Raw genomic sequence first — 23,097 nt, forward strand, 5'->3', positions numbered from 1 at the left:
ATCAGGGGAGTCTTTGCGGGTGTCGTAAACTGCCGATGTAATGATTTTTCCTCCAAAAGCATCGAATGTAAGCTTGTCGGCCACATAAAGGCTATCGTCAACACGGAATTTTGTGGTGAGGTTTTCCAGGTAAATATTTTCATACTTTATCTGGCCCAGGGCAAATGTACCTCTGACTATGTAAGGTGGTATGTAGGTTTCTTCGTTTGGGGCTGTGTCTGTAGTGGTTGCTTCCGCCATTTTTTTATTTGGAGTGGTTTCCATGGGTTTTGCTTCTGGCTGCGGTTTATTTTCAGCAAGCCCGGTGCTTTCTGTTGTGTCTGTAGCGGTTGTGTCTTCTTCCATGAATGGTAATACCATGGCATAGTCAAATTTACTGAGTTTGGCGTGGGTGTTGACTATAATTTTTTTGTCTTTTTGCTCCAGCAGGAATGCTTTGTATACGTTCCAAATTTCGGTGGAGTCCAGCCAAAAGTCAAGCCCGTGCATTTGAGCATGCACATTATCAATTCTCATGGTGTCATTTGCCATGGCAAAGTCAAGGTTCAGCTTGTCTATACTGGTTAACGTATCATCCGGCATGGCAAAGTTGAAATTTGCTATATTGAGTCCGAATTCGCTTTGCTCAAATACGATTGGCATAATTTGAGTTTCGATGGAGTCAAGGTCTACTGTGCCGTGCGATTTTAACGCAAATGCAACCTGTCCGCCCATTTTGTCTACCAAACTATCTGGCATAAGTTGCTTTAACTCATCCAAATCTAATCTCAAATCAGAGGTTAAATTGAATGTTGGTTTTGATAATCCTTTGACATGTGCTTTAGCATTGAGTGTGGTGTTGCCCATTTTAAAGTAAAGTGAATCCACATTGGCGCCCATGTTATCCATGTTGCTCACCAGGCCAAGTATGTCGGCCATTAATACCACATTATCTATTTTTACATTGTACCCGGGCGCTTCCATTGTAAATTTGTCAAGTACCATTCTTTTATTTGGGCTGTAGGAGAAATTAGCAGAGAAATTTTCTATTTTCTGTACTGAATCCATTGCAGTGGCAATATTGCGCATTTGAACATCGAGTTTTGTGCGCGCAAGGAAATAATCAGCACTGTTCATCCCCAGGTTTTTGGGCAGTGTGCCGTGTGTGGAAAATCGGAAGTCGATATTCCCTTTCAGATATTCCACAGTACCTTTGGGCAGCAATGCGGCAAATTCATCAAGGGTGAGTGCTGCATCTGTGTTGATACGATATTTGGGTTGATCGAAGTTTTTCACATGAAACGATGCATTTACACGGCTTTGTGGTGTGGCCAGGCGGAAGGTTTTAAAGTCTGCCGTCATGCTTTGCATGTCATTGGGGTTTGGCACCAGGATTTTTCCTTCAAAAGTAATGTCATCTATGGCCGGGTAATCAGTGGTTATGATGCGGGCACCCTCTAATGCGATGTCTGTATTTACTGAAGGCAATAATAATGTGTCGTATAAATAACCTTTTACATTGCTGGCCAGGTTAAGTTTGCCCTCGATCTCTTTTAAACCGTATTCTGCAAGCATCTCCTGAGGTGCGTATTTGCTCAATTCTTTCAGGTTTACATCTTCCAGGTTGAATTGCATATCCATGTAAATGGAGTCGCGAATCAAGGCGTTACCGCTGGCCGTTAATTTTGCGCCATCGGTTAAAAAGTTGAGCGATTCCAGTTCCACGGCGCCATCATCATAATCTACCATAAAAGCCAGGGAGGTACGATTCATCAGGTTGAGGTTTGTGCCGTTATATTTGCTGTTTGTGAGTACCACCTCTCCGCTTAACGCCCCCTTGTAATATTCATCGAGTACACGTCCCGATATGTCCATTTCAGGAATATGAAGCAGTGCTGCTGCCCCCATAGAGTGATCTTTGTAGTTGATGGTGACATCCCGAATTGTGAGGTTGCTGAGTAGCACATCAAGCACGCTTTCAGTAGGCTCTGTGGTCACAGTGTCCGGTTCTTCAACTGCTGTAGTGTCTGATTCCATCAGGAAATCAATATTGGTTCCTCCCGAAGAGTCGACAAAATAGTTGAATGCAAATCCTTCTATCTCTATTTTCTGGATCTCTATTTTATTTTTCAATAATGGTCTTGACTTTACAGCTACATAGAGTTTATCTAAACTTAAAAGTGTATCATTGCTGATGAGGTCTGAAGTGTCTTTCTGGTTTTTGCGATATGGGCCAACTTTAAGTCCTTCGAATGCAACTGTTGCATAGGGGAAATTGCGTGTTACGTGTAGCTCCACATTGTCTACTTTAACCGGAGCATCAAACATTTCTGTTACTTCCTCGAGGGCTAGTCTTGTTATTGTGTTTTCAGAATGCAATGCAATTCCAACTGCCACCAAAATAAATACAATAAGAGATAGTAAGGTGATGAGTAGGATTTTTCCTGTTTTTTTGAGTATGCGTCCGGTTTTCATTGTGAGTTATTTTAATGTCAGACCAATAGGTTATTAAAAGTAGTTGTAAAAATTTTGTCTGAGCCAACCTTATTTTACGCTTATTGCATATTTTATTAGTTGCAGGTTGACGTGCTATCTGAAAATTTGATTTAGCCAGGTATCTTCATTTTTTTCAAGTGCTTCTTCAATTTTATCTCCTCGCAGGTATACTGCCACCACTTTACCGTCTCCATCAATCAGGTAGTTTGCCGGTACCGCACGAATTCCGTATTTTTTGGCCGGTTCGCTTCTCCAGCCTTTTAAATCGCTAACATGATAGGGCCAAATAAGGTTATCGTCTTTTATGGCTTTTAACCAGCTAGCTTTTTTTGAATCAAGTGATACACTGAATATGGTAAAACCATTACCATTTATAAACTCAGCATCTTTGTATTCATTGTAAGCCTCTACAAGGTTGGGGTTTTCTCTTCGGCATGGTACGCACCACGAAGCCCAAAAATCTACAAGAACCATTTTACCACGCAAATCAGAAAGTTTTACCACTTCGCCCTTGTGGTTGGTTTGCACAATATCAGGGGCTGTATCTCCGACTTTTACGCTCTGTGCATTAGCTGGGAGCCAAAACACAATGCTTAAAATGCTTAGTAAAAGTAATTGTCTTTTTATCATCTTATTTGTTTTTTCGATATCTCTGAAATCAAAATCTGGTCTTACCAGGATAAAAATAATAAAATATTCTGTTTTTATGTTTTTTTACAGCGGGTTTCCATCTTGTGTTTTCTGTAATTTTGGCCGATGAGTTATTTTTAACAACCATTGGCCATACTTTTCATTATCTTTATTGTGGATTATAAACAGATGAAGATGCGAAAAGATTCAGAATTACCTCAGGCTACGATGGAGTGGGGATGGCGCTATCATCATATTGGTGTGCCCACCAGCCGTAAAATGCCAGATGAACGTTACATCCCGCATTTAAAGTTTTATGTTTCAGGGTTTCCGGAAAGCCCAGTAGGTGTGGAGTGGATGAGGTTTGAGCCGGAATGTCCATTACCTGAGCTTATTCAGCATACTACGCATGTAGCTTTTGAAGTTGATGATCTTGACCTGGAGCTGAAAAGGCACAATTTCAAAATACTTACACCACCCAACCTGCCGTCTGATGGTGTGCGCGTAGCTATGGTCGAGATCAACGGTGCCCCGGTTGAGTTAATGGAATTTGACCGCTGACTGTTTTACTTGTATTTTGATTTAGAGGTTAGCAATTCTACAATTCGTTCTGCTGCCCCTTTTGCCGATGCCGGGTTTTGGCCGGTAACTAATCTTTGATCTGCAACAACCTTTTTTTGAAATACAGGTGATTGCTCGAACTGTGCACCCAGGGCTATAAGCTTAGATTCAAGCAGGAATGGAACAACACTATCCAGGCCAGCCGCAGCCTCTTCTTCGTTGGTAAAGCCTGCCACTTTTTTGTCTTTTAACAAATAATTATTGTCAGAAAGCTTAATGTTTACAAGGCCCGACGGTCCATGGCATACAGCAGAAACGATACCGCCATTTTCATAAATTTTTTTACTGGCTGTCTGGAGTGCACTGTTTTGCGGGAAATCCCACATGGTACCGTGTCCACCTGCATAGTAAATGGCACGATATTTAGACGGGTTGACCTGGTCGGCAGGTATCGCGTTTTCAATGGCTTTCTGTGCTGACTTGTCGTTTATGAACTTTTTATTGAGCGAGTCTTTCATGTTTTTGCCATCAATTGGCGATTTGCCTCCTTTGGGGCTTGCGAATGTAATTTGAAATCCGGCTTCTTTAAATGTGTAATAGGCATGCGACACTTCAGAAAGATAATATCCGGTAGAATCGCCAGTCTCACCAAGTAGGCCATGGCTGGTAATGACCATTAATATTTTGTTGAGGGGAGTGGGATTAAGCTTTGATGGTTTGAGCTTTATAATTTCGTAAGCCTTTCTGTTTTCAGGTTGTAAATGAATTTGGGAGGTCGTAAAATAAATATTGCCGGCTGTATCTTTACTAAATGAATCGGCCCAGCGTATAACACTGTCCTGAACCATTTGAACAAGGTTGCCATTTTTTTGCAACACATTTATGGAATTGTTTTCCAGTCCACCCATCCAAAGGTTTCCTTTGTCGTCGAATAGCATGCCATCGGTGGCGGGTATGTGCATAACGGTATCTATTGATGCGGCCAGCTCATTGTCTGTTATTGAGGTTTTGAGTAATGCTCGAGTAGGTATACGATAAAGCGTATGTCCAGTCAGTGCGGTAAAAAACAGGTGTTTGCGGTCTGGGCTCAAAGCAATACCATCTGCATCGACACTGTTTTTCCACATTTTATCGTTTATCATCAGATAATCTGTTTCAGCATGCGTAGCCGGATGGTTGTCGAGCACGCGTTTTGCATTACCGGTTTTCAGGTTAAGCACAATGAGCGCTCCATCTCCGGAATCAGTAATGTATGCTGTTTGTTTTTCATTATCGATTCTTACGTCGTTGAAGTAAGAGTTTTGTACATAATGGTTATTATTGAAATTGTATTGCTTTACAAGTTGGTCTGTTTGCAGATTAAATTTATAGAGCACCGGGCCAATGCTATCGACACCACTAAAGCGGGGGTTTCGTGTATCAAGCACCCATAAATTGTTGTTGCTGTCGATAAAAACCGATTGAACAGCCAGGAAACCATCGGGTTTTTTGCGATTATTCCAGTTTTTTGTAGGGTAGGGTACAGCTTTGCCATCAACAATTTCTGCTACCGATACAGGTGTGTTGTCTGACCAAAACGGGAAGTTGACAAATATTCTGTTGCTATTGCTTACAGCTATACCTGTCCATTGGTGTTTTGATTGTGCAATTGCCTCAACTGCTTTTGAGTTCTTGGCTGTGGGTTCTTGCTGGCAACTAGAAAGTAACAATCCTGCCAGTAATATTGGTAGCAATTTTTTAATCTGCATAGCATCTCTCTTTGAGAGCCTAAACAACAAACTTGCTGCAATTGTTGCTGTTTGTTTTTTAAGTGCTTGTTAGGAGTTTGTTTTTGAGTGTCTTGCAACTAATTAGAAGGGCCATTCCTGTTCGATTTTTTGCAGTCTGTTTTCGAGCAATAACCGGTTTCTTTTACACTCTTCCAGTTTCTTTTTGAGTGTGTTAGTTTTGAAAATATGTCGAATGAAGGGCATTGCCAAAATGATGATAGTTGTTAAGGTTAATTCAATTATAAGATCATTAAAAAAATTGTCTGTTCCTTTGTTGCTTACAATGGTTAGTGAGTTGACAAATACAACCAAAGCCAGACTCCAGAAAATATTTCGTATGAGTTCTTTTTTATGATCCGCTTCAATATTTTTGGGGTTGCAATCATTGGTTATCTGTTGCCGGATGTCATCTTTTATTTTTTTCTTCTCTTCTGCTAGTTTACGTCGATCATATTTCCGCTCGTAGAGGATTTTTCCTGCCGCTAGTTTTTTTGAGAAATCTATGCTGCCTTCGTGTTTGAAAAAGAACAGTAGATCTGTGGTGCTTTTTTGGGTAAAAGTGTTGTCTTGTGTTAGCATGTTCTAAATTTTTTATACCCGGAGTTGACACATATTGGACTATGGTTATTATAAAATGCTATTCTGATACTGATATACCCAGAAAATTATTGCCAACACTTGTATAGTTCATTTCTACTTCATCATTTGGTTCGGTGTTTTTGTAAGTAGTTTCATCCACTTCATATTTCTCACCTTCAACAATGAAATAATACTTGTCGGATGGTCGCATTTTTTGTCCCCAAAGTTTTGGTGCAATTTCTGCCAGAATCGGGATATATAGTTTTCCGCTTCCTGCCTCGTAGGATACAATTTTTTCTTTTTTTGTCAGAAGGGCTTGTTTCAATAGTTTATAACCAACACGGATGTCAAGGTTATGTTTTCTGTTGACCAGATACAGTATTAACAGGCTAAGTGCTACTGTGATTGCAATTGTCAGAACCAGCAGGGATGTGTCGTTGGGTTTAAGCAGGGCCAGTACCATGCTCACAAAAGCTCCGGCTGTAAGTATGAGGGTGGCGAATACATATCCCATTCTTTTTTCTGAACGAATCATCTTTTTGTCTTCCTGCGTAAGCGGCTTTTTGTTTGTTTTCATGATTTGTTGTTTTAGATATTTTGATGAAAATGTTTTTCGAACTGTTTAATATCCTCAAAAAGCTGCTCTATTTTTGCTCCGTCGACTTCCCAATCTGTGCGCACTAAACCCAGGTAAGAACTTGTTTGAAATGCCGGAATGTAGCTCATGTCAAAATCGTTGATGATAACTCTGTATAGTGCATTTTTTTTCATGAATCCGAGTATTTCGTGTTGCGTTTTCTGATCATGGAGAATTTTATTGGCTCTTTCTATTTGTTCTCCACTTATAAGCAGTTTTTTATCTAGTTTTTTGTTATTGAACTTTGCTGTTTTGCGCAAGTTGGGGATATTAATTGTATCGAAAATTGTTTTTGTTCGAATATGCGCATGCGCTTTTTTGGGGACATCTACCGGGATGAATACACCACTGAAAATTGCGCGAATGCCAAAATATTTAGGGTTGGAATAGGCGACGAAAAGGCGGTGTGAGCCGGGTTGATCTGCAAACCAAATTGTGCGGGCATGCATGGTTTGTGTATACATTGCAAAAACACTCTGGTCTTTTACGCTTGATTGCGCCTCCCGACCTGTTTTGTCAGCAAATTCTTGCAAAATTTCTATTGCTGTTTTTTCTGCCATTTCTTATTGTTTAATCGTTTTCTTTCTCTGTATCTTTTTTTTCTGTTCCTTCTTCCAGCGGCCCGAATCATTGTGTGCTTTTGTAATGAGCCATTCCAGTTGGCCGTTGGTGCTGCGGGATTCATCCGCAGCTCATTTTTACAGGTGTTTTTCAAATTGTTTAATATCCTCAAAAAGCTTTTCAATGTTCTCCCCATCGATTTCCCAAAATGCCCGCACTAAACCCAAATAAGATTTGCTTTTAAATAGTGGGATGTAGCTCAAATCAATATCGTTGATGATGACTCTGTATGGTGGATTCTTTTTCATGAATCCGAGTATTTCGTGCTGTATTTTCTGATCGTGGAGTATTTTACTTGCTCTTTCTATTTGTTCTCCACTTATAAGCAGTTTTTTATCTAGTTTTTTGTTGTTGAACTTTTCTGTTTTGCGTAAGTTGGGTAATTGAAGCCTGTCAAATAAAGTTTTTCTGCGAATATTAGCAATCGCCTTTTGGGGAATATCCAGGGGTATGAATACACCACTGTAACTAGCTTTAATGCCAAGATGTTTGTGGTTTGAAGAGGCGGCGAAAAACCGGTTTGATCCGGGTTTGTCTGCAAACCAAATAGTGCGGGCATGCACGGTGTGGGTATGGTTCATGAAAAAGCTCATGTCCTTTACGTGGCTTTGAGGCTCTCGCCCAGTCCGTTTTGCGAAATCTTTCAAAATTTCTATTGCTGTTTTTTCTGCCATGAGCTTAATAATTATTTATTGTCTTGTTCTTCATCTTCGTTTTTTTGTCCTTTTTTCCAACGGCCAGAATCGTTCAGCGCTTTTGTGATAAGCCACTCCAATTGGCCATTAGTGCTGCGGAATTCATCCGCAGCCCATTTTTCCAACGCTTTCATTTTGTCTTCTTCAAGACGAAGTACGAATTTTCTTTTCGCCATAAATTTTAGTGGTTGAGTGTTCCGGCGTTTACAATTGGTGTAGCTGCTTCGTCGGAGCAAAGTACTACCATCAGGTTGCTTACCATTGAGGCTTTGCTTTCTTCATCTAGTGTAATCACCTCTTTGCCTTCAAATGCTTTTAGCGCCATGTCTACCATACCTACTGCTCCCTCTACTATTTTTTCTCTGGCAGCGATTATTGCAGATGCTTGTTGGCGGCGAAGCATGGCACTTGCAATTTCTTCGGCATAGGCAATATAGTTTATGCGTGCTTCAATTACATGAATCCCTGCCAATTCAAGTCTTTCGGAAATTTCTTTTTCAAGTTCATGATTAATTTGTTCTCCTCCTGACCGTAGGGTTAAATCCGCATCTTCGTCTTCAAAATTGTCGTATGGATATACACCTGCTATTTTACGCAGGGCAGCTTCACTTTGTACCAGCACAAAATGCTGGAAATCATCAACCTGAAATGCGGCTCTGAATGTTTCTTCAACTTTCCAAACCAATACCAGACCGATTTTAATGGGATTTCCAACCTTGTCGTTTACTTTGATGGGATCACTGTCGAAGTTGCGCGCTCTTAATGAAATTTTCTTTTTTACAAAAAAAGGATTAACCCAAAAAAATCCATAGTTTTTAATTGTGCCTTTGTATGCTCCAAATAGCACTAAAACAGCTGATTCGTTTGGGTTTACAATTACGAAGCCAATGCTCAGAATAAGTGACAGAAGGGTAATGATAAAAAGTGGTATAAATTTTACCACAATGACACCTGCAATTGAACCTACGAATAATAACAGAATTAGGGTCAACATTCCATATCCGTTAATGGCTTTAAAGGTTTTTTCTTGTTCCATAGTTTTTAATTTTAAAATGATATCAAATTGATATCACAATAATATGCTATTTTTTAATACGATCCAACTTTTTTTGAAAAAAAATTCAATCGCAAAATTTCTAATCAGCTTAAGTACATCTAATCATAATCCTTACCTTTACTAATTGTAAATTTTTATTAATTGCGAAATGGATAAAATACAATTAGCACCTCAACTGGAAGTATCCAGAATTATACACGGACATTGGCGACTGTTGGATTGGGGTTTGTCTGATAAGGAATTGGCAAACTTTATTGAGAAGCTTATGGCTCATGGGGTAACAACCTTTGATCATGCTGATATTTATGGCGATTACGCGTGTGAAGAAGCATTTGGGAAAGCGCTCAAGCTGAACAGGGGTTTGAGGGAAGATATGCAAATTATTACAAAATTCGGTATCAAGTTAATGTCAGACAAATATCCGGATAGGAAAGTTAAATCTTACGATTATTCTTACAACCACATTGTAAATTCAGCAGAGCAGTCGTTAAAAAAGCTTAATACAGATTATATCGATCTGTTGTTGTTACACAGGCCATCGCCATTTTTCGAACCTGAAGAAGTTGCGCGGGCCTTCGGTGACCTGAAGCAAAGTGGTAAAGTGCGGTATTTCGGAGTTTCCAATTTTAATCCCACGCAGTTTGAGATGCTGCAGTCTTATTTGGACGAGAAACTTTTGACCAATCAGGTGGAGATTTCACCGCTGAACATTGCAGCCTTTGAAGATGGAACTGTTGAGAGTGCTTTAAAGCACAGAATTAAACCAATGGCCTGGTCTCCATTGGCTGGCGGCAAGTTATTTAATCCTGTCAATGTTCATGAAGCTGAAGTTCAGAAAGTTGTAATTTCTGTAGGCGAGGAGCTAGGTGCCACAGGAATTGATCAGGTGGTTTACAGTTGGTTGTTAAAGCACCCGGCAGGTATTTTGCCAATTGTGGGTAGTGGCAAAATTGAACGATTACAAAATGCTGTTAAGGCGCTAAGTTTAAATATGACGGATGAGCAGTGGTACAGGATTTTTATTGCAGCGAAGGGGGAAGAGTTGCCATAAAAAAAACGACGGCTATACTTTTGTACAGCCGTCGGTTTACTTAATATTTCATAAATTATTCTTCACTATAATTTTGCTTCAGGTATTTGAGTGTTTCAAATGGTGTCTGCTTTTTCCGGTCGGCATAATCGTTAAGTTGTGAGTCGTTTATTTTGCCAATACGGAAGTACTTTGAATGCGGGTGTGCAAAATATAATCCACTGACTGAAGCATTGGGATACATGGCCATATTTTCAGTCAGTTTTATGCCGGCATTTTTTTCTGGATCGAGCAGCTCCCAGATTTTACGTTTTTCATCGTGGTCAGGGCAGGCCGGATATCCATAGGCTGGTCTGATGCCCTGGTATTTTTCTCTTAGCATGGCATCTACGGTGAGGTCTTCATCTGGTGCATAGCCCCACATCTTTTTACGAATCACTTCGTGCAGGTATTCTGCAAAAGCTTCTGCCAGCCGGTCGGCCAGTATTTTGACCATGATTACATGGTAGTCGTCATTTTGCTTTTTGAAATGGGCTTCTGCCTCTTCAAGGCCTATGCCGCCGGTTACAGCAAAGGCGCCTACATAGTCTTTTACATCAGCATCTGAAGGTGCTATAAAATCGGCCAGGCAGAGGTTCGGTCCATCTTTTTGTTCCTGGTTGCGCAGTTGGTTAAGGTACATCCTGATTTGGTTACGTTTTTCGTTTTCGTAAACAATGATGTCATCGCCGTAGCGTGCTGCCGGGAATATTCCTGCTACGCCACTGCATTTTAACCACTGATTAAGCTCTATTTCGTTAAGCAGTTGTTCTGTGTCATCGAGTAATTTGCGTGCCTCAGGGCCATTCACGGGGTCGCCAAGAATTGCCGGGTAACGGCCTTTCAGATCCCAGGCTCCAAAATAGAATGTCCAGTCGATGTATGGTCTGATATCTTCAATTTTTACATTGTCAAAGACTTTTACACCTGTTTCTTTTGGCTGATATACGGTTTCGTCGCTAAAGTCAAGTTGTATGGCATTGGCCCGGGCTTCTTCAATACTTCTTAACTCTACTTTGTGACGGTTTTCATATTTGTCGCGAATTTTATTGTATTTTTCATTAATTTCATTGGCAAACGCTTCGCTATTGCTGCCAATCAGGTTCTTAACTACACCCACGCTTCGCGAGGCATCTTTTACATGCACAACGCTGTGTTTGTAAGCCGGAGCAATTTTTACTGCGGTATGCAATTCTGATGTGGTGGCACCACCTATTAGTAGTGGTACTGTGAAACCTGCTTCATCCATTTTTTTGGCTACATCAACCATTTCGTCCAATGAGGGGGTGATAAGTCCACTTAAGCCAATAGCATCGACCTGGTAGTTATGTGCTTCCTCAAGTATTTTTTCAGCCGGTACCATCACACCTATGTCAATTACTTCGTAACTGTTGCATTCGAGTACTACCTGTACAATGTTTTTACCTATGTCGTGCACATCACCTTTGACTGTTGCCAGGAGTAATTTCCCTTTTTTCCTTGGTTCTGCACCAGCAGCTTCTTGAGCCTTTACAGTAGGTTCCAGATATTCCACAGCCTGTTTCATTACCCTGGCTGTTTTTACAACCTGTGGCAGGAACATACGTCCTTCACCAAATAAATCGCCAACGGTGTTCATCCCTTTCATGAGAGGGCCTTCAATAATCTCCAGGGCTTTGTCGTATTCTGCAATGGCTTCTTCAAGATCTTCTTCAAGATGGCTGCCTATGCCTTTAAGCAGACAATATTCCAGCCTGTCGTCAAGTTTTTTCTCTCGCCAGCTCTGTTTTTGTACTTCTGTTTCTTGTTTGTCTTTTACATTTTCTGCAAAAATCATGAGGCGCTCAGTAGCATCAGCGCGTTTGTTAAGTACAAGGTCTTCGGTTAGTGTTAGTAAATCAGGTTCGATATCGTTATAGACCTGCAGTAGGTTTGGGTTCACAATGCCCATGGTGAGTCCTGCTTTAATGGCATGATAGAGAAAGACGGCGTGTATGGCTTCTCTCACGGTATTGTTTCCCCTGAAACTAAATGAAAGGTTGCTTATGCCACCGCTGATTTTGGCGTGTGGTAAATTTTCTGTGATCCATTTGCAGGCCTGTATGAAATCTATTGCATAGTTGTTATGCTCTTTTATACCCGTGCCGATGGCCAGCACATTCGGGTCAAAGATGATATTTTCAGGCGGGAAGTCAGCCTTTTGTGTTAATATATCATACGATCTTTGTGCGATATTTTTTTTGCGTTCAAAAACATCGGCCTGGCCGGTTTCATCAAAAAGCATCACTACCACGGCTGCTCCATATTGCTTAACGGTTTTGGCACGTCTTATAAATTCTTCTTCGCCATCTTTAAGGCTTATTGAGTTTACAATGGGTTTGCCTTGTACACACTTCAATCCTGCTTCAATAACATTCCACCGCGATGAGTCAATCATGATGGGTACCTTTGCAATGTCTGGTTCTGCTGCTATCAGGTTCAGAAATTTTACCATCGCAGCTTCATCATCAAGCATGGCATCGTCCATGCATACATCAACAACCTGTGCGCCGCCTTCTACCTGGTTTCTGGCCACATCTAATGCTTCCTCGTGTTTCTCTTCACGTATTAACCTGGCAAATTTTTTGGATCCGGCTACATTGGTGCGTTCTCCAATGTTTACAAAGTTTAATTCAGGTGTGATTTCCAGCATTTCAAGACCGCTGAAACGTGTTACAGGCTTGTATTCGGGTGCTTTTCGAGGTGTGTGTTTTTCGGCGACCTCTGCAATAGCTTTAACGTGGTCTGGTCTTGTTCCGCAGCAGCCACCAATGATGTTTACCCAACCTTTGCTGAGATACATTTCAATAAGATCGGCCATTTCCCTGGCAGACTGGTCATATTCACCGAGTTCATTTGGCAGGCCGGCATTGGGATGCGCGCTTGTGTATACAGTAGATAAATTTGATAATTCTTCGATGTAGGGTGTGAGCTGTTCAGCGCCGAGTGCACAGTTCAATCCAAATGAAAATATATTCCCGTGCATCATTGATGTATAAAAGGCCTTAAGCGTTTGTCCGCTGAGTGTTCGGCCGCTTGCATCTGTAATTGTTCCGCTAACCATAATTGGCACCTGGGTACCCTGCTCTTTATTCACTTCTTCAATGGCATACAGTGCAGCTTTTGCATTGAGTGTGTCGAAAATCGTTTCAATAAGTAGTAGATCTACGCCACCTTCAATTAATGCTGCAGCTTGCTCTTTGTATGCTTCGTAAAGGTCGTCGAAATTTACTTTACGAAAACCCGGATTGCTCACATCGGGCGATAAAGAAGCTGTTTGATTTGTGGGGCCCATAGAGCCGGCTACAAATCTTGGCCGGTCGGGGGTGCTGAGCTCATCAGCTGCTTCCCGGGCAAGTTTGGCCGCATTATAATTGATGAGGTGCACCATTCCTTCGAGTCCGTAATCAGCCTGAGATATAGCATTACCGTTAAATGTATTGGTCTCAATGATGTCGGCCCCGGCCTCAATGTATTTTTTATGTATTTCGAGTACGGCTTCAGGGTGCGAAATATTGAGTAATTCATTGTTACCTTTGTAATTTTCGCCGCTCTCGGGTATCGATTCATGATGATAGTCTTCTTCCTGAAAATTATATGCCTGCAGCATTGTACCCATGGCGCCATCGAGCACCAGAATGCGTTTTTTTACTGCTTCGTAAATGTTGGGTTCGTTTTTCATCCGGTTATAATTTTGATTCTAAGGGCCGGATAGAGCTTGCCATGATCAGCCAAATATCCGGCAAAAAGAATTTGTAGGTTCATTATAATTATGCGAGTGTATGTTGAGTTTTTTGTCATGGCTTGGTTCATAGATTATATCATTAAATACTAATTTACCGGAGTGAGTTTTTGCCGGTAATGCTTTTTATTTGTGTAATGGGTGATAATACTTTCGTTGCTGATATTGCGTAGTGCCATAAAAGAAACAAATTTACGTAAATTCTCACTATTTATCAATAAATCAGCCAGCTTTACTGTACCTACGGTGTAATGAAAAGCAGGCCCGATATATTGTTCTTCAATTGTTTGCAGTGGTAGAATGTCAATGGTCTCAGGCTTTTCGTAGCGGAAATACAATTTTAGGAGAATGTCGTCTGACACCCCGGGAGGTTTCGGCAGGTGTAGCTTTTTGTATTCATATTTGTACTGATGGCTCAGGGCCGAAATGTCTGACAATACTGCAGAGCCTGTGGGATGCCCGCCGGCGCCTTTGCCAAACATTAATTGTTTATCGTAAGCATCACCTTCAATGATTACACCATTGAACTCGTCGTCTACATTGTAAAGATAGTTTTTTGGTTCCACAAATGCAGGCATCACAAATAGAGCGACTTTATTGCCCGGTACTTTGCATGCATGTGCAATAAGTTTAATTTTTAAACCCTTTTCGCGTGCAAACCTGATGTCGCTCTCTGAGATGCCTGAAATGCCGGTAAAGAAAACATCTTTAGGTTTTACTATTGTTCCAAAGCCATGTAATGTAAGTATAATAAGTTTGTACATAGCATCGAAACCATCTACATCAAACACAGGATCGTGCTCGGCAAAACCCTTTTCCTGTGCTTCTGTCAGAGCTTCATTATAACTTTTATTATGCCGGTACATCTGTGTGAGGATGTAGTTTGACGATCCGTTTAAAATTCCGGTAATGTTTTGGAGTAGGTCGTTGTCATAATATTCTTCCAGATTTCTTATCACTGGTATACTGCCACATGCAGAAGCATCGTAAAGTATGCTTTGCCCTGTTTTGTTTTGCAGTTCGATGATTTCTTGCAGGTTTTCAGCAATCATTTTTTTATTTCCACTGACAACGTTTTTCCCATTTTTAAATGCTGTTTTTAGAATTTTAAATGCTTCAATATCATCGTTTATAAGTTCAACAACAGTGTCAATCTCGGTTGATTCTGTAATTTCACGCGTGTCGAAACTGAGGTTTTTAATCTCGATATTTCTTTTTTTATTCGGGTTTCTGGCTACTACTTTTTCTATAACTGCGCTTGTTGAGGGTGATTTTTGCAAAACTTCATAGAGTGATTGGCCTACGGTTCCAAATCCCAAGATGCCTATTTTAAGTTTTTTGTGCTTCATGTGTTGGTTTTTTAAATGTTTAGTTTGTTCTTAATTATTGCAGAGACCTTCCTGCTTTCTGTCAGAAATGCGTCGTGCCCAAAATCTGACGCGATTATTTGCAATGTTGCACCGGGTATCATTTCTGCCAATTGATGCTGTTCCCGGGGTGGGAACAAATTATCGTGCGTAAATCCAATAACCAGCACAGGTATATTAACTTTTGAGAGTGCTGCATGGGCATCAGTATTTTTTCGCGATACATCGTGGCTGTTGAAAAGGTCAATCATAAACTCATATGCATCAGGCGAGAATCTTTTTACGAGTTTTTCGCCCTGATATTGCTGATAGGTTGCAGCATAAAACTCATTCATCTCATTTTTGCCTTGTTGTGTGCTGTTGTATGCCTCTGCTGATCGATAGCTTAACATGGCAATAGCCCTGGCAGTGGCAAGCCCTGCCTTTTTGTTTTGTCTATTAATGGCCATGCGCTGGGTTTCATTAATTGCGATGTTCCACGGTGATGCATAATAGCTCGTCGCTACCAGTGCCAGTTTTTTTACAGGTAATGTGTTTGCGATAGCCCATTCTAATGCAAGAAAACCTCCGATTGAGGGTCCGGTTAAAATATGAATTTGTTTAATACCCAGTTGCACTGTCATTAGGTCGAACATATTTGCGATATCGCGTGCAGTTATTTTTAAATTTTTTTTATCTGGCAAATCTGCGGCTGATTTCAACTCTTTTGGTGTAGAGGAGCCATAGCATGAGCCGGGTGTGTTGGGGCAAATGATAAAATATTTATTGGTGTCGAAGGTTTTGCCGGGACCAATCAGTCCCGGCCACCATGCTGCTGCATTGCTGTCGGCAGTGAGGCCATGGCAAATCCAAATGACATTATCGGCCCGGGAGTTGAGCTTGCCCCATGAATGATAAAATATGCGAATTGCAGAGAGCTCTGTTCCCGATTCTGTTATGAAATGCCGAAGTGTGACTCTTTCCGTACGCTTTGCCACCTCTTTATTTATTGTTTTTAGTTCCATTATTGTTGCTATTTTGATTGAAGTTTGAAAAGTGCATTTTTGAAATCATTTATAATATCTGCTGAATGTTCAATACCACACGAAACTCTGATTTGTGCAGCTTCAACACCTGCAGCTTTTTGCTGCTCCGGGGTCAACTGTTGATGCGTTGTAATTGCTGGTTGAATGACAAGTGTTCTGTTATCGCCTACATTTGCCATATGGCCGGCGAGCTCTAAATGATCGATTATAAATGATGCAGATTTTGCGCCTCCGTTTACCGTAAAACTTAATACTGCCCCATATCCGTTTTCCAGATATTTTTGAGCTTCTTTATGCGAAGGATGATTTTCCAGCCCTGGATAGCACACATCTTTAACTTGTTCATGTTTGTTAAGGTATTGAGCAAGTTCTTTTGCATTTTCTGCCTGTTTTTGGGCTCTTAGCGATAATGTTTCAAGGCCTTGCAGGAGCATAAAACTGTTAAAGGGACTTTGAACCGGACCGAGATCTCTCAAAAGTTCTGCCCTTGCTCTTGCAGTAAAGGCTAATTCGCCGAACGTTTCACTGAAATTAATCCCGTGGTAACCAGGAGAAGGCTGGTTAAGTAGCGGGAATCGTTCGTTTGACCAGTCAAATTGACCACCGTCGATAATGATTCCACCCATACTTGTGCCATGTCCGCCAATCCATTTTGTGGCAGAGTGCAATACTATGTGCGCTCCATAATCTATTGGTCTGCAGAAATGACCGCCAGCTCCAAAGGTATTGTCAACAACTACCGGGATTTCATACTTGTTTGCAACTTCTACAAGCTTTTCAAAATCGGGTATCCTGAATGATGGATTACCTATCGTCTCCAGGTAAATGGCTTTTGTGTTTGCATCGATAAGCGACTCAAATGATTTCGCACCTAGGTCTTTTGTGAATCTTACATCGATACCAAAATTGCGGAATGTGACATTGAATTGGTTATGCGTGCCTCCATACAAGAATGGAGCAGTAACGATATTATCGCCTTGTTTGGCAAGGGTTGTAACGGTGATTAGCTGGGCTGCATGACCCGATGCCACCGCAAGTGCAGCAGCTCCGTTTTCCATATCAGCAATGCGCGATTCCAGAATGGCATTTGTGGGGTTACCCAGTCGACTATATATATTTCCGCTTTCTTCAAGGCTGAATAGTCTTTTCGCATGTTCTGAGTCGTTGAAATAAAACGCATTGGATTGGTATATGGGTGTTACCCGTGCACCAGTACTATCATCTTTTTTATAACCTGAGTGTATTTGCTTTGTTTGAAAATGCATAGTTTATTCTTTTTTTGTCCTACAATTGATTTGTTTAGGGTGTACCTTCCCCATTCAGCACCAGGCGTGGTTTTTACTTATCTGTTGCTGTCAGAGATTTTAATCTATGTTAAATGAGAGAGGGTGTATGATTATCAGGCATAATTCCGGCCTCTCTTGCCCTGTAAGGTTGATGTATTTTGATTTTTATTGGCATACTAGATTATTTGTGGGGTTCGGATTATGTTCACAGACGCTTCTTTATTAACGTAGAAACCATTATGAAAAAATTGTGCTGCTGTGGTTCTTGAGTCTTCCCGGACGCTTATTTTTATGTGGTGATCAGAATAATTTATAATTTTTGATGATGGGTGTCTTGTTTTCCACTGGCTCACTAAAATGAGTGCTGCCGGAATATTTCTTGATAATATGGTTAATGCTGATCCTGAATATTTGTCAAGATGTTGTTTGTTGCCTGTCGTAATAATAATGGGTTTTTCGGTAGTTTTTCCTGAACCTTGTATAATGGTCACAGGGTTGTTCAGGGTGTTGGGATTATTGAAGTGAATTTGAATGTCGGTATTTTTTATTTCCTGCGTTACCCTGGGGTGAATGATAGCAGCACCGGTTTGCTCCATAATACTAAGGGCATTAAAGTTCAGGTGCTTCACCAGCTGAGTTTTGCCAACAGATTTAGGATCTGCACTGCGTACCCCCTGCGTATCTTTCCAGAAAACCAGTTTCGATGCATTGAGTTTTGCAGCAATGAACGCGGCACTATAGTCTGAGCCTCCACGGCCCACCAGACAGATGTTTCCTTTTTCAGAAATACCATAAAATCCCGGTACAATTGTGATTTTGTCGGTAATAGTGCTGCGCTTGAGTTTACTCACATTTAAATCGATAAAACTGGATGAAAGTGGCTCGCCGGTTGTTTTAAGGTCAAAATCCCCTGGACATTGCAATGAACTTTTCACAAATTGTTTTATCGCAGATGATAATATAATTGCAGACAATCTTTCTCCATAACTCAATATCAGGGCTAGTTTATGCTGGCTTTCTGTTGCAGTATAAAGTTCTATTTCCTCTGATATTTCGGTTATTGTGTCATTGGTTTTATTTTTTAAGTTTTGTCTTGTGTCTGCGTCTTCAATGAGGAAGTTTATCCAACCATCATGAATACTCCTTAATTCCTTAATTTGTTTTTTCGGGGATTTCGTGCTGTTACAGGCCCGGTTTATTAGATCTGTTACCCCAAACAAGGCAGAAACAACAACTAATTTTCTGGGGTCAGTGGAGATTAACCGTTTGATTATTATTTTGGTTTCAGCTGGGTCTTTAAGTACCGACCCACCAATTTTGTGAACTTCTGTATTTTGCATAGCATGAATATTTAGGTTTGAAAATGCGTAAAAGCGTCCTTCTGGGTTATTTGGGAGCCAGAAATTAGCAGCTACGCATTCGCATGCAATGCGAACATGAAGAACATAATGTGAAAGCCTGAAATCTAAGTTTGGATGGTGTGGGTAAGTTGTAAATACGTTTCATAATCTACATTTTAGTTATAATTCCCTTTTGGGCAGGTTGTGGCACCTTGCTTTAGCCGGTTGCCAGAGCATCTGCGAGCCTGTTCTCTCCGCTCTTCTTTATAACTCAATCTAAAAACGTTCGTACGATTAATAGATTGAAACTTTTGCAAAGAAATGGTAATTTATTTTAATGAGCAAAAAAAATGTCGTTCTCAGGTAGAACGACATTTTTATAAAAAAGTTTATATTTTATTCCGTTTCTTTAAAACCAACCAATATGGCAACGCAGCCATTTTTTAATTTTTCGCCGGCTTCGTCTGATTCCGGGATTTCTAACTCAACAATAATTTGTTGGGTTGTGTTGGAGGTAAAATCCCACAGGCTGGCCATTTCATGTTTGCTGTTATCAAATAATACCTTGTCGTTGATATCTTTCAGTTTGAAATTTACATCACCAAGCTGGTCTTCGGCACAAACCAGCACGCGATATTCCTGGTCGGCATAAAAAGTTAGCATAAGCTCGGCAATATCTCCTTCGTTGAGAAGCGCACTGTTTACCTGTCCGTTGAAGATATAAGGATCAAGTTTCGGCACACAGGATTTTTTTGTGTATTTACGACATTGCCCTTGTGCCTCGCCAATTAATGTAAATGAGAGCAAAGCTGTGAGAATTATGATGATCGCGTTTTTCATTTTTACCGAATTTTTATACAATATTAGCATTTTCAATCATGAAGACCAAAAATTTATGGGTTTGTAATATCTTTTCTAAGGTCATTTATAAAGCTTTGAATGCTTTGAAGTGTTTCCTGATCTATTTCAACTCTGGTGTTTCCTTTTATTGTGGTCTTTCCCTTGCTTGAATCTGTTTCTATTCCACTATTTTTGGTTTCAATTGTAACATCTTCATAAATGACATATAATTCTTCAAGGTCGGCAAGTACTTGCCCTGATTTGTGGTTTGTTCTTACGTGCGGTTTAATAAGTTCTATGAGGCTTGCAAGTGATAATTTTTGTTCGGCAACACGTCGTAAAACTTTTTCGTTTGGCTTTTCTTTATTCATTGATTGAAGTGCAAGGTAATTACCTTCAATCCAACCACCTGTGATAATCATTGCGGCTACAATGCCACGGTTGTTTTCTTTCAGGTAAATATCCATATCACTATAAATTTCAGTGATGATGTGAAGCAGTGTGTCGCGGTTATTAATGTGTTTTTCAATCTTGTCCAGCGCGAATGTTTCTTTGTCCTGGGGTATCTGCAATGATTCTGTCAGCTCCCTAATAACTGCCAGGAAATTTACAGCCTCCTGCACCTGATCAAAAATACGGGCATAACTTAAGTCGGCCCCATATACACCCAGGTTAAGTGCCTGCGTGGTTTGGTCTATGTAATACTGTTTGTTTTCTGTGGGATTTGTAAGTTCTGAATTGAATTGCATCCCTGCGTCTCTTGTCATCTGTGCCATTTCAAGTGGAGATGGCACATTGTAAAAAATTTGTTCTACAAGTTTTTTGTCCTGGGAATTTGTCGTAGCCTGATCTGTTTTAGAAGCTTCTACCTTCTTTTCCTGGCTTGTGTTACATGCTGATGTCAGAAAAATAATAATTGAGAAAAATATGATTTTTTGCACGGCTAAATTTTTTTGAAAAGATACAAACAATATATGTTACAACAAATATGCTTTACCCTTTTTTTGGCGAAAAGGTTACGGGAATTTACGATATTTCTATCAGGAATGTTTTAAAATTCGCTTAAAAAATGTTTTAAAGTGCTGTTAGCTTTTATGTTTTCCTCTGTGTTTTTTCTTTTTCCTTTTCTGTACACTAAACCCAAACTTGCCCAGTTTTTTGCCAAGACTATAATATTTTCCGTGGCTGTAGGCAATTAACCCTGCTTTATCCAGCCTGAATGCATCTTTCGAATCAAAAAATTCTTTTGAAGCTTTTATGTTCACCACCTCTGCTATGAACATGTCATGTGAGCCCAGTGGAATTATTTGTTGAGTTTTGCACTCAATATTCAATGGCGATTCCTTTATAATTGGGGCCCCGACTTTCTCTGCCGGTCCGGGTGTGAGATTCATTTCTTTAAATTTATCATAATCGCGACCCGATCTTACGCCGCACCAGTCGGTTGCCCGCGCAAGCTTTTCTGTGGTCAGGTTAATTACAAAATCCCCTGTTTGCTTTAATATATCGTATGAATGGCGTTCTTTCCTTACAGAAATGTAGCACATTGGCGGCTTTGAATTTACTGTGCCTGTCCAGGCTATTGTAATCAGATTATAGTCTTTTTCATCATGACCACAGCTTACAATAGTGGCTGGTAAAGGGTATATCAGAGTTCCTGGTTTCCAGTTTATTTTTTCCATATTTAAGTAATTTTCCTGAAAGTTTTGATGTGTTAATTTAATACAAACATAATGAAGCAAACCCGATATCCCTTATTTTTAAACTATCTTTGAATAGAATTTCAGTTTTATCTTATTCATTAATGCTTATAAATAAGTTGGATATGAACTATGCCATGACCAAATTTTGTCAAACAAACAAAAGGTTATAATGAATGTGAAATCTATGTTTATTAGGAATTTAATTCATCATGGCGAACTCATCCCCTTTGGAGGGGCAGGTTATGACTACTAAAATCAAAATTATATTATGAAAACTGGCCGGATACTTATCATTCTGTTAACTGTTGTAATTGCCGCAGGAACAATTTATTTTTATTTTAAAAAGGACGACCGTCCGCTAACGGACTTGCGCACTTATCTCGATGAGCATGCTGTATTATACCATCATTACGATAGTAAAACAGTAGAGCGTATAACGCATTGGAGGGGAGGTGAGGCTGATTCAGAAAATGATTTACTAGGTATATTACCCGATTCTGCACTCGCAATGCATCAAGTGAAAGCAGGCCGGGTTTTGGTATCATGGCATCTGACTCGTCAAAAAACTTTATCGCCACTATATTGGATATTTACAGATGAGAATTATGAATTGGCGGACGATACCTTTTTTGAAGGTAAAAGCGTAGCTAATCTTACCGAGATTAAAGAACCGCAAAAGTTTTTTATGGCTAAAGGCACAAAGCTAATAGTGCTTGGAACCGATGGCGAGTTAATGGAAAAAACGGCTGAGAATGAATTATATGCAGGTTCATTCTTACGTGAGTTTCCACATAATCAATTTGAAGGCAACACGAAGCAAGCATTTGCCTGGTTGAAAAAGCAAAGTTCATTGTTTCGAAACATGCCGGTAAAGGCTTCTAAATATCGTTTAGTAATTCATAAGGTACAGGATGCCTATTATTATAAACTTGCTATAGACAGTATTCAACAGGTTTGCGGGGACCTTAATGCCGATAATTTTCATAAAAACATACCTGTTTCAGCCACCGGCGCCGTACAATATGCATTCGGCGATGCTGGGTGCATACGCAATTTCATGAACGATGAAAAAGCCCAAATACTCTGGGATGCTGAAGATAAATATCAATTTAAATTTAACAGCTTAATTGATGCCTGGGTTGATGGAAGCATAACATGGATGCATTGTAATTTCAATGGTATATCTGAGGATATTGCAATGGTAAAGTTACGATATGATGCTGCACCTTTTGCAACGGGTAATCGTTTTTTTACTGAATACGAAACCATCAGGATAAAAAATGGCGAGAATAAAAAAAACTATACTATTGCACGGATGCTGCCCGATGAGCTTTCTCAAATATGTTTCGGAAATTCAGAGACCACAGAAAAGTTATATGTCACTCAATTGAGAGATCATTTATACTTTTCACAAAATAAACAGGCTTTACTTATGCTTTTAAATGAGCTTGTTAATGGACAGTTTGTAAAAGGCTTTTCTAACCAAAAAAACAATTCAGGTAGAGTTTTTATCCGGATTCCCGGAGTATTGGAAAAGAAAGAGATGAAAGATTTTGAAAATAATTGGATCATTGAAGGCTTAGCCGGAATAACAGATGAAGGAATCTTAATTCAAGGCAGTGTTTTTAAACAGAACAATTAGAAATTCTCAAGTTATTTTTATAAATTGTTACAAGCTTTTAG

Annotated in this window: 20 protein-coding genes and 1 riboswitch; of the genes, 3 read left to right on the forward strand and 17 right to left on the reverse strand. The window is 40.1% G+C overall.

The annotated features are described in order from the left end of the window. Together VJ937_RS06820 and VJ937_RS06825 are read right to left on the reverse strand one after the other, a co-directional pair. The coding region (locus tag VJ937_RS06820; protein WP_324066147.1) for an AsmA family protein at nucleotides 1-2,454 on the reverse strand (2,454 nt) is incomplete at its 3' end. Nucleotides 2,455-2,568: 114 nt separating this feature from the next. Continuing rightward, on the reverse strand, nucleotides 2,569-3,105 hold the full coding sequence (locus VJ937_RS06825) for a TlpA disulfide reductase family protein (RefSeq protein WP_324066148.1): 537 nt from the start codon (nucleotides 3,103-3,105) through the stop codon (nucleotides 2,569-2,571). Between the two features lie 195 nt (nucleotides 3,106-3,300). Between VJ937_RS06825 and VJ937_RS06830 the strand changes: the two genes are divergently transcribed. Continuing rightward, entirely contained in the window at nucleotides 3,301-3,666 is a 366-nt protein-coding gene (locus VJ937_RS06830; RefSeq protein ID WP_324066149.1) for a hypothetical protein, read from the forward strand. 5 nt (nucleotides 3,667-3,671) lie between these two features. Here the strand turns inward: VJ937_RS06830 and VJ937_RS06835 are convergent, their stop codons facing one another. The 7 genes from VJ937_RS06835 to VJ937_RS06865 all read right to left on the reverse strand — a co-directional run bounded on the left by VJ937_RS06835 (nucleotide 3,672) and on the right by VJ937_RS06865 (nucleotide 9,003). Further along, the gene (locus VJ937_RS06835) at nucleotides 3,672-5,414 is read right to left on the reverse strand and encodes an L-dopachrome tautomerase-related protein (protein WP_324066150.1); all 1,743 of its coding nucleotides are present in this window, start codon (nucleotides 5,412-5,414) and stop codon (nucleotides 3,672-3,674) included. Between the two features lie 102 nt (nucleotides 5,415-5,516). After that, nucleotides 5,517-6,014, reverse strand: a complete 498-nt coding sequence (locus VJ937_RS06840; RefSeq protein WP_324066151.1) for a hypothetical protein — start codon at nucleotides 6,012-6,014, stop codon at nucleotides 5,517-5,519. A gap of 58 nt (nucleotides 6,015-6,072) precedes the next feature. Further along, complete coding sequence (locus tag VJ937_RS06845; RefSeq protein ID WP_324066152.1) at nucleotides 6,073-6,591, reverse strand: hypothetical protein; 519 nt, start codon at nucleotides 6,589-6,591, stop codon at nucleotides 6,073-6,075. A gap of 11 nt (nucleotides 6,592-6,602) precedes the next feature. Continuing rightward, nucleotides 6,603-7,211, reverse strand: coding sequence for a hypothetical protein (locus VJ937_RS06850; protein ID WP_324066153.1), 609 nt, complete (start codon nucleotides 7,209-7,211; stop codon nucleotides 6,603-6,605). Nucleotides 7,212-7,349: 138 nt separating this feature from the next. Continuing rightward, a complete protein-coding gene (locus tag VJ937_RS06855) occupies nucleotides 7,350-7,946 on the reverse strand; it encodes a hypothetical protein (RefSeq protein ID WP_324066154.1) in 597 nt (198 codons plus the stop codon). 11 nt (nucleotides 7,947-7,957) lie between these two features. Continuing rightward, entirely contained in the window at nucleotides 7,958-8,143 is a 186-nt protein-coding gene (locus VJ937_RS06860) for a DNA-binding protein (RefSeq protein WP_324066155.1), read from the reverse strand. A gap of 5 nt (nucleotides 8,144-8,148) precedes the next feature. Next, nucleotides 8,149-9,003, reverse strand: coding sequence for an SPFH domain-containing protein (locus tag VJ937_RS06865; protein WP_324066156.1), 855 nt, complete (start codon nucleotides 9,001-9,003; stop codon nucleotides 8,149-8,151). A gap of 169 nt (nucleotides 9,004-9,172) precedes the next feature. On the opposite strand from VJ937_RS06865, the gene VJ937_RS06870 reads away from it, so the two are divergent. After that, nucleotides 9,173-10,075: an aldo/keto reductase gene (locus VJ937_RS06870; protein WP_324066157.1), complete on the forward strand. Its 903-nt coding sequence runs from the start codon at nucleotides 9,173-9,175 to the stop codon at nucleotides 10,073-10,075. A gap of 55 nt (nucleotides 10,076-10,130) precedes the next feature. On the opposite strand, the gene metH is transcribed toward VJ937_RS06870, so the two are convergent. From metH to VJ937_RS06910, 8 genes are all read right to left on the reverse strand, one after another. Then, nucleotides 10,131-13,793 carry a methionine synthase gene (gene metH, locus VJ937_RS06875; protein WP_324066158.1) on the reverse strand — a complete coding sequence of 1,221 codons (3,663 nt, stop codon included), beginning with the start codon at nucleotides 13,791-13,793 and terminating at the stop codon, nucleotides 10,131-10,133. Nucleotides 13,794-13,942: 149 nt separating this feature from the next. Then, a complete protein-coding gene (locus VJ937_RS06880; protein ID WP_324066159.1) occupies nucleotides 13,943-15,202 on the reverse strand; it encodes a homoserine dehydrogenase in 1,260 nt (419 codons plus the stop codon). An 11-nt stretch (nucleotides 15,203-15,213) separates the two neighbouring features. Further along, nucleotides 15,214-16,224, reverse strand: a complete 1,011-nt coding sequence (locus tag VJ937_RS06885) for a homoserine O-acetyltransferase family protein (RefSeq protein ID WP_324066160.1) — start codon at nucleotides 16,222-16,224, stop codon at nucleotides 15,214-15,216. Nucleotides 16,225-16,232: 8 nt separating this feature from the next. Continuing rightward, the gene (locus tag VJ937_RS06890) at nucleotides 16,233-17,510 is read right to left on the reverse strand and encodes an O-acetylhomoserine aminocarboxypropyltransferase/cysteine synthase family protein (protein WP_324066161.1); all 1,278 of its coding nucleotides are present in this window, start codon (nucleotides 17,508-17,510) and stop codon (nucleotides 16,233-16,235) included. Between the two features lie 197 nt (nucleotides 17,511-17,707). Further along, complete coding sequence (locus VJ937_RS06895; protein WP_324066162.1) at nucleotides 17,708-18,871, reverse strand: hypothetical protein; 1,164 nt, start codon at nucleotides 18,869-18,871, stop codon at nucleotides 17,708-17,710. Between the two features lie 177 nt (nucleotides 18,872-19,048). Further along, a riboswitch (SAM riboswitch) is annotated at nucleotides 19,049-19,144 on the reverse strand. A gap of 123 nt (nucleotides 19,145-19,267) precedes the next feature. After that, the gene (locus VJ937_RS06900) at nucleotides 19,268-19,711 is read right to left on the reverse strand and encodes a hypothetical protein (RefSeq protein WP_324066163.1); all 444 of its coding nucleotides are present in this window, start codon (nucleotides 19,709-19,711) and stop codon (nucleotides 19,268-19,270) included. 53 nt (nucleotides 19,712-19,764) lie between these two features. Further along, complete coding sequence (locus VJ937_RS06905; RefSeq protein WP_324066164.1) at nucleotides 19,765-20,652, reverse strand: hypothetical protein; 888 nt, start codon at nucleotides 20,650-20,652, stop codon at nucleotides 19,765-19,767. Nucleotides 20,653-20,796: 144 nt separating this feature from the next. After that, complete coding sequence (locus tag VJ937_RS06910; protein ID WP_057952677.1) at nucleotides 20,797-21,393, reverse strand: flavin reductase family protein; 597 nt, start codon at nucleotides 21,391-21,393, stop codon at nucleotides 20,797-20,799. Nucleotides 21,394-21,682: 289 nt separating this feature from the next. Here VJ937_RS06910 and VJ937_RS06915 point away from each other — a divergent pair, with 289 nt between their 5' ends. Beyond that, entirely contained in the window at nucleotides 21,683-23,056 is a 1,374-nt protein-coding gene (locus VJ937_RS06915) for a hypothetical protein (protein ID WP_324066167.1), read from the forward strand. Nucleotides 23,057-23,097: the final 41 nt, after the last annotated feature.

It is taken from the genome of Salinivirga sp., from assembly GCF_035268865.1.
Taxonomy (GTDB): Bacteria; Bacteroidota; Bacteroidia; order Bacteroidales; family Salinivirgaceae; genus Salinivirga.